The sequence below is a fragment of the Pedobacter sp. 01T416_2 genome (assembly GCF_056398925.1).
Genome location: NZ_JBFTQI010000230.1, coordinates 1 through 7,739, shown reverse-complemented (window position 1 = coordinate 7,739; position 7,739 = coordinate 1). Strand labels below are relative to the sequence as shown.

The following is a 7,739-nucleotide window of genomic DNA, read 5'->3' as shown; positions in this document are numbered from 1 at the left end:
GCTTCATCCGGACGACCTAATTTCACCAGCGATTCTGCCCTGATAAATTTAGCTTCTTTTTCATGGTTCGCTTTAGGGAATTTATCAAAGTAAGCATTTATCGCCTGGAATGCACCATTGGCATCGCCCTTTAAATAAGTGTTATTGGCTGCGGCAAAAACGATATTGTCTTGCTCCGAGCCCGAATAATTTCCAAGCGGGGTAGTTGCTGCGTAAGCGATAAAACCATTTGCATCGCCGCGATCTACATAAATGTTTTTGATTGATTCCATTGCCTGTTTGGCTTCATCGGCAGTAGGGTAATCGCGGATTACTTTTTTAAACGATTCTAAAGCGGCATCGTCCTGATCCTGATTGTATTGAACCAAACCGATGGTTACCAGCGCTTTTGCCACATAACTGCTGCGTGGATATTTAGCTACCAGGGCTACAAGGTCTGATTTAGATTTATCAAAATCGCCTTTGTTGAAATACGTATAAGCGGTTTCGAAACCAGCATCATCAGCGTAATTAGAATTTGGAAAAGTATTCAACAGGCTCTGCATGGTAGCAATTTTTGCATCATACTGCGTTTCCAATCCCTGGATCATTCCTTTCTGGAAAGTGGCGTAATCTTCTGAAGTGGTTTTGCGGCTGATGATCTTGTTGTAATTTGCCATTGCATCACCATAGTTTTTGTTTACGAAATATGAATCGGCTAAACGGATGGTGGCATCATCAATCGTTTTTTGGTCTTTATCACTACCCGCGAGGAATTTTTCGAAATAAGTAGCTGCTTTGCTGTATTTCTCATCTTCGAAAGCTGCATAGGCCAAGGCGTAGTTCGCAAAATTGTAAACACCGGTTTTATCGGCATCTGGCATTTTTAAGAATTTTTCGAAAGTAGTAACTGCTTCACCGAACTTACGCAGCTCGTACATCGATTCAGCTTTCCAGTAGGTGTTTAGCGCATTGATCTCATTGTCTTCAGGAAACTTTTCAGAACGTAAAAACATCGATAATGCATTAGGGAATGCTCTTTCGTTATAAAATTCTAACCCACGGAAATAGGTTACTTTTTGGTAAGCTTCTTTAGCTTCAAGGTTTTTATCTGGAATAGGCTCCAGAATATCTACAGCCGCCTGATAGTTTTTGGTGGTTAATAAAACTTCGCCCAATAAAGTTTTGGCTTCGTTTATTTTACGCGATTTCGGGAAAGTTTTTAAAAACCCCTGAGTGGCCTCTAGCGCCTGCTGATGGAATTCTAGTTCGTAACTTAATTTGGCATAATTTAACCATGCTTCTTCCTGTATACCCTTGTCAAAACTTAAACGCGATGCCCTGAAAAAAGCACTCTGCGCTTTTGGTTTATCGCCCAATTGAATAAAGGCTTTACCCAAAGTATGCATACCATTTTGAAGGTAAACATCATCGGTATTTAGTTTTTCTAAAACAGCAACAGACTCTTTATATTTCTTATTCTGGAACAAAGAGTACCCGTATTGGTAAATGAAGAGGTTGTTTTTAGTTTCACTTTTATCTTTTGCATAATATTCGGCGAAATACTTTTCAGCATTTTTGAATTCAGATTTCGCAAAGTACGATGCTGCGACCAAACTCAACATTTCTGGCTCGAACTGTTGTTTGGTTTTTTGAATAGCTGCTAAAGCATAGCTGATTACATCATCATAACGCTCATCAAGGTAATACATCGAAGTGATGTAGTATGGATAACTCGCCTCATAAGTAGGAGAGCCCTTTAACTTTTCGAAGTTGGCCAATGCCGTTTTATACTCTTTGTTTAAGTAATTGATGTAAGCAAAGTAGTAGGTGGCGCTTTCCTGAAAATCGCCTTCTTCTTTTTTAACTTTTTCGAATAAAGGTTCTGCTTTGTCGTAGTCTTTAAGTTCGAAATAAGCGTAACCTTGTTTAAACTGGTATTCGTTTCTTTGTTTGCCCGAAAGCGTAGAAGGATCTGTTTTTTCGAACCATTCTAAAGCTTTTTTATAGTTTTTTTGGTTGAAATAAGTTTTTCCAACGTAGAAATAAGCCAGTTTGGTGTTCGGATTTAACGGATAATCGCGGATAAATGCCTGAAACAAACTTTCAGCATCGCTATTGGTTAACTCTAGTGCACAAACAGCAGCGTAAAATTTTGCATTCTCTTTCAGTAAAGATAATTCGGCATTACTCTCCGTTTGGGTAGAAGGTTTATAACGTTGCAGCTCAACAAGTTTAAACTGTTGTGCAGCTGCAGTGTATTTTTCTTTGTCTAATAATTCTAAGCCCGTTTGATAGTTTTTGTTGAGGTTTTGCACTGCGCTAACCTGAGCGTAGGTGCTAAAACTTCCTGCTAAAAGTAGCGGAATTAGTAAGTATTTTTTCTGCATTGGTTTCAAATATGGTTGGTACTAAATTAGAAATAGTATCAAAGCTTATCAACAGAAGTAATTAACATCTGTTAATAACACAAATTAACGATAGGATTTTTGGTTTGGTATTAAGGGATGAACGAATGTGGAAAAATGATAGGGTTCATTCGTCATTAGTACCGCCGCATCTGGTAGAGGTTCACTGGTTCATTTGTCAATAGTTCATTGGTGTTACCGCATCCGATAAGGGTTCATTGGTTCATTTGTCAATAGTTCATTGGTACCGCCGCATCCGTCATTGCTGAGGCGGCTTTTCAGCCAACAAAGCAATCTAGTAGAAGGGTTAACTGGTCAATCATATAAATTGGTTAATTGCCATAAGCTATTAGCAATGGACTATTTACTAATGCATTTCTAAAAAGACGATGGACTTAGTCCTTTCGGCAAGTTGCTAGATTATGGACTCTGCACTAATAAACCAATGACCAATGAACGATTGAACTAACCTATCCCTGGCTTGCCAGCAAGTACAGCACAGCCATTCTTATTGCCACTCCGTTTTCTACCTGTTCTAAAATGATCGATTGTTTACTGTCGGCCACATCGCTGGTRATCTCAACCCCTCTGTTTATAGGGCCAGGATGCATGACAATGATTTCTTTATCGAGATTGTCTAAGATCTGTTTGTTTAAACCGTACATCATGGCATATTCCCTTAATGATGGGAAATATTTAATGTCCTGGCGCTCCAATTGAATACGGAGCATGTTTGCTACATCGCACCAGTTCAGGGCTTTAATTAAATTATGCTCAACTTTTACTCCAAGTTGGTGGATGTGTTTGGGGATTAAAGTTGTTGGTCCGCAAACCATTACCTCGGCACCTAAACGCTGCAGGCAAAGGATGTTCGAAATGGCTACACGTGAGTGTAAGATATCGCCCACAATTACCACTTTTTTGCCAGCTACATCACCCAATTTCTGACGGATTGAGAAAGCATCAAGTAAGGCTTGCGTTGGATGTTCGTGCGCACCGTCTCCGGCATTTACAATCTGCGCTTTAACGTGTTTACTTAAAAACTGACCAGCACCCGCATATGGGTGGCGCATCACCACCATATCCACTTTCATGGATAAGATGTTGTTTACCGTATCGATCAGGGTTTCACCTTTGCTCACCGATGAAGAGGAAGCGGCGAAATTGACCACATCGGCCGAAAGCCTTTTTTCAGCAAGTTCGAACGAAAGTTTGGTACGGGTAGAGTTTTCGAAAAAGATATTGGCAATGGTAATATCACGGAGTGAAGGAACCTTTTTTATTGGTCTGTTAATCACTTCCTTGAAATTATCTGCAGTTTCGAAAATCAATTCGATATCATTCCGGTTAATATCTTTAATGCCTAAAAGATGTCGGGTTGATAGTTTTTCTGCTGCCATTTTTATTTAGTATTTTCGGATATTAAAATCACTTTATCTTCACTTCCTTCGCTCGCCCAGGTTACTTTTACCTGTTGCGAGTTTAAGCTATCTACCTGATGCCCAATATAATCGGGCTCGATAGGTAAATGCCTGCTAAACCTACGGTCTATTAAAACCAAAAGTTCAACTTTCTCTGGGCGGCCATAGGCAAGTAGAGCGTCAAGCGCTGCTCTAATGGTTCTACCGGTCCAAAGTACATCATCAATTAAGATTACTTTTTTGCCTTCGATAATAAAATCGATCGAGTTACTGCTTGCGGTAACCAGTCCGTCTTTACGGCGGAAATCATCTCTAAAGAAAGTAATATCAAGGTTGCCCTTTAAAATTTTCTTGTTTTTTAGAATCTGTTGAAGATACTGATGAATGCGATCTGCCAAAAAAATACCCCTTGGCTGGATACCAATTAAAACGGTATTTGCGAAATCGTCGTGGTTTTCAATTAATTGATGGCAGAGCCTCTTAATTGTAATCTGAATTTTTTGTCCGTCAAGAAGTGTTTTCTTTTGCATTGAAGAAGGATTGGGCAAATATATAAAAATGTTTTAAGGTAAGAAAGTTGAAGATCGATTGTTTTATTTTTTGATAGTTAAATTGTTCTGTTACAACATTTAAAAATCGGTTTTTCTTTTTGTAATGTTTTTTGGAAAGCAATAGCTGTTTTTCATCTTGATGTTGGTCCGGCTGTACACTGTAGTCCCGATTTTCAATCGTGAGCTGTCGTTTCCATCCGGTTTAGCGGGCCAGTTTCTGCAATTATTCGGGGGCAAAAACCAACGTATTATATTCATCCAATATTTCTGCCTCCACTTATCAATTAATGTTTATTAGACATTCCTCAGATATTTATTGGATTAAAAAGCTTTATTTTTATAGCATATGATTCAGCAACCAATAATCTTTTTCGATGGTGTTTGTAATCTTTGCAATGCATCGGTTCAGTTTGTTATTGCGCATGATAAAAAAGATCAGTTTAGATTTACTGCGCTACAAGGTGATTACGCCAAAGAAATTCTACCGCAATTTAACGCTGATTTAGGAAAGTTGAATACCATTTTATTGCTGGAGGATGGAAAACTCTATACTAAATCTTCAGCGGCATTGCGTGTAGCCCGAAAACTCAATGGATTAATTCCGTTGCTTTATGCATTTATCATTGTTCCCAAATTTATCCGCGATTGGGTTTATGATATTATTGCCAAAAACCGTTACAGATGGTGGGGCAGGCAGGAGAGTTGTTGGGTACCAACACCCGATTTGAAAAGTAAGTTTATAGCTTAATTTTGTTGACCACTTTTCTTTCTGCCCGGCGACCAAAGCCAAAGTGTTAAAATAAGCAACGGTATAGTAATACTTAAGGCAATTACAATCAGTATTGGCCTTTGTCCAACAATATCCTGACCAGTAGATGTGAATATCCTGATAGTTTCTTTAAGTGCTCCGAGTGTTATTATTGTACAAATAATGGCAAGAATTTTCCTCATATTTTGATTTTGAAACAAAGATTGCATTTTATTTTTATAATAGACCAACGTCTAAAGACGCTTCTCTAAAAAAGCATTAATTTTCCAAGTACCTTTTAGCATAAGTAATCCGCATTTAATCGTAGCGTTTAAACTGTGTTTTTAGCCTTTTTTGAAAATCTGGATAATTCCGTTTTTCTTTCGGACTCCACAAAACTTCGCTCAAGGCATCTAATCGGGGAAAGATTAAATATTGCACTTTTGCCGGATTGGTAATGTACTCACTCCATAAACAGCCCTGTGCGCCCCAAATGTATTTAGCCTGCTCAGCACTTAATTCAGCCGGTACGGGTTCATAATTATAAACATCAATTAAGGGCGAAAACTTATTTGCAGCCAAGCTATCTTCTTTTACAAATTGACCATGATTGAAATACATCTTGTCTTCAGGTGTCATAATGGCCTTGTGGTTTTGTTTTGCCGCATCTATACCACCTTTTTCACCTTGCCAGCTCATTACAACTGCATTAGGGGCTAAACCGCCCTGTAAGATTTCGTTCCAACCGATAATGGTTTTACCTTTGCTATTTACAAATTTTTCCATCCTGCGGATGAAATAACTCTGTAGCTCACTTTCATTTTTCAGACCATTAGCCTTCATAATCTCTTGCGAAACAGCAGATCGTTTCCACCATACTTTCGAGGCTTCATCGCTACCAATGTGGATGTATTGCGAGGGAAACAAAGCCATTACCTCAGTTAATACATTTTCCAGAAATTTAAAAGTCGTATCAGAAGCCTGAAGTACATTGTTGTATTTATTCATCATTCCCCATGTTTGGGCAACTTCGTATTTTTTGCCCGGCTCCGTGCCTAATTCTGGGTATGCAGCCAATAAGGCCATGCTATGGGCAGGCATTTCAATTTCAGGAATAATGGTAATGTAACGTTTGGCCGCATAATCAACCACATCTTTAATCTGTTCTTGGGTATAATAACCGCCGTGACGAATACCATCGGTTTTAATAACGGCATCTTTTGGCGTAATTTTTACGTCTGTCGGCAATACCTGATATTTTATGTGCTCGTTTCCTTGTCCAGGCCATAAGCCAATAATGCTACCATTTCTCCATGCTCCAATTTCCGTAAGCTTGGGATATTTTTTGATCTCTATTCTCCAGCCATGGTCATCAGTTAAATGCCAATGGAAATAATTCATTTTATGAAGCGCTAGATAATCGATGTACTGTTTTATAAAGGCTACGTCAAAAAAATGGCGACTTACATCCAGATGCATGCCACGATAATCGAAGCGGGGATAATCTATAATAGAAACAGCCGGGATTTGTAATGATTGTGATTTTGCCTCAGGTATCAACTGAATTAATGTTTGAATACCGTAAAAAAGTCCATTTTCTGAAGATGCATAAATTATTGTTTGATAGTTGTTGCTTATAAGCTCGTATTCGTTTAAGTTTTTTAATAACCGACTAATTATTTCTAGTTTGATTACGTTTTTTTTGTTTGTTGAATTAGGGTTAATTCGAAGCTTTATATTATAATATTGTTGAATATAATTTTGCAGAAATAAAGCTGAATTTGATAAAGAATCATTTGAAATAATTTCTGTGTGTTGATCAATGATAAATTTTTCCGTGTTTTTTCCTGTTTTAATACTTACAGGTTGTGGGATTATGTTTACTTCCTGTGCAGAAAGTTTAAACGAAATAATTGATAAAAACAAAAAGATAAATTTCTTCATTATAAGGGATTTTCCTTTTCAAAAGTAATAATTATAGACGGATGAAAGGGAAGGTTTGCTAGAACGAAAACTTATGTTACATAAACCCGATAGGATGAATGCCGTTTTTCACGGCAGAAAGTATAGCGGGGCAGGAGTTGCCGATAAACGCTAGCTTTCGTTTTCAAATTGTTATTTACCATGTAAGACATTTAAGAAAATATAAGCCTCTTTCTTTTTCTTAATTGCACTAATAAGATTGCTTCGGCTCGCTAATCCCAGCCTCGCAATGACGATTCATGGGAGGAAGTCCGTACGCTCTGTGTTTCCGTGGCAAAAAAATAATCAAAAAAATCCCGATAACTTTCGCTATCGGGATTAATATGATCAGTTAAAAAGAACTAGCCTTTTTTAGCTTTGCTTTCTTCGCCTTCTAATTGCGATTTCAATTGAGCCAATACGTCTAAGTCTCCTAAAGTAGATTTCTCTACAGAATCTTTAACTTTTTTAACAGCAGTTACAGCAGCTTTAGCTTCTTTTTTCTTAGTTGCTCTTTCTTCTGCTACAGCTTCAGCTTTAACTTCGTCCCAAATACGGGCGTGAGATACTACGATACGTTTTGCTTCTTTGTTAAACTCGATGATTTTGAAGTCATTGGTTTCTTCAGCTTTAACTGATTTTGAAGTCATTGGTTTCTTCAGCTTTAACT

Annotated in this window: 6 protein-coding genes and 1 pseudogene; 1 reads left to right on the top strand and 6 read right to left on the bottom strand. The window is 37.9% G+C overall.

Going from position 1 to position 7,739, the window contains the following annotated elements; genetic code table 11:
• The 3 genes from AC1DPQ_RS11615 to pyrR all read right to left on the bottom strand — a co-directional run.
• A partial coding sequence (locus AC1DPQ_RS11615; protein WP_477609385.1) for a tetratricopeptide repeat protein occupies positions 1-2,369 on the bottom strand: 2,369 nt, incomplete at its 3' end.
• A 488-nt stretch (positions 2,370-2,857) separates the two neighbouring features.
• Positions 2,858-3,787, bottom strand: a complete 930-nt coding sequence (locus AC1DPQ_RS11610) for an aspartate carbamoyltransferase catalytic subunit (RefSeq protein ID WP_057933671.1) — start codon at positions 3,785-3,787, stop codon at positions 2,858-2,860.
• Positions 3,788-3,789: 2 nt separating this feature from the next.
• Positions 3,790-4,338 (bottom strand): bifunctional pyr operon transcriptional regulator/uracil phosphoribosyltransferase PyrR, encoded by a 549-nt coding sequence (gene pyrR, locus AC1DPQ_RS11605; RefSeq protein ID WP_477583647.1) that lies wholly within the window; start codon positions 4,336-4,338, stop codon positions 3,790-3,792.
• Positions 4,339-4,705: 367 nt separating this feature from the next.
• On the opposite strand from pyrR, the gene AC1DPQ_RS11600 reads away from it, so the two are divergent.
• Positions 4,706-5,107 carry a thiol-disulfide oxidoreductase DCC family protein gene (locus AC1DPQ_RS11600; RefSeq protein ID WP_477583646.1) on the top strand — a complete coding sequence of 134 codons (402 nt, stop codon included), beginning with the start codon at positions 4,706-4,708 and terminating at the stop codon, positions 5,105-5,107.
• Here AC1DPQ_RS11600 and AC1DPQ_RS11595 read toward each other — a convergent pair.
• The 3 genes and pseudogenes from AC1DPQ_RS11595 to AC1DPQ_RS11585 all read right to left on the bottom strand — a co-directional run.
• Positions 5,104-5,310, bottom strand: coding sequence for a hypothetical protein (locus AC1DPQ_RS11595; protein ID WP_477583644.1), 207 nt, complete (start codon positions 5,308-5,310; stop codon positions 5,104-5,106). The genes AC1DPQ_RS11600 and AC1DPQ_RS11595 overlap by 4 nt on opposite strands.
• 115 nt (positions 5,311-5,425) lie before the next feature.
• A complete protein-coding gene (locus tag AC1DPQ_RS11590; RefSeq protein ID WP_477609383.1) occupies positions 5,426-7,051 on the bottom strand; it encodes a beta-N-acetylhexosaminidase in 1,626 nt (541 codons plus the stop codon).
• A 380-nt stretch (positions 7,052-7,431) separates the two neighbouring features.
• Positions 7,432-7,739: pseudogene (locus AC1DPQ_RS11585) on the bottom strand (30S ribosomal protein S1); the annotation flags it as partial.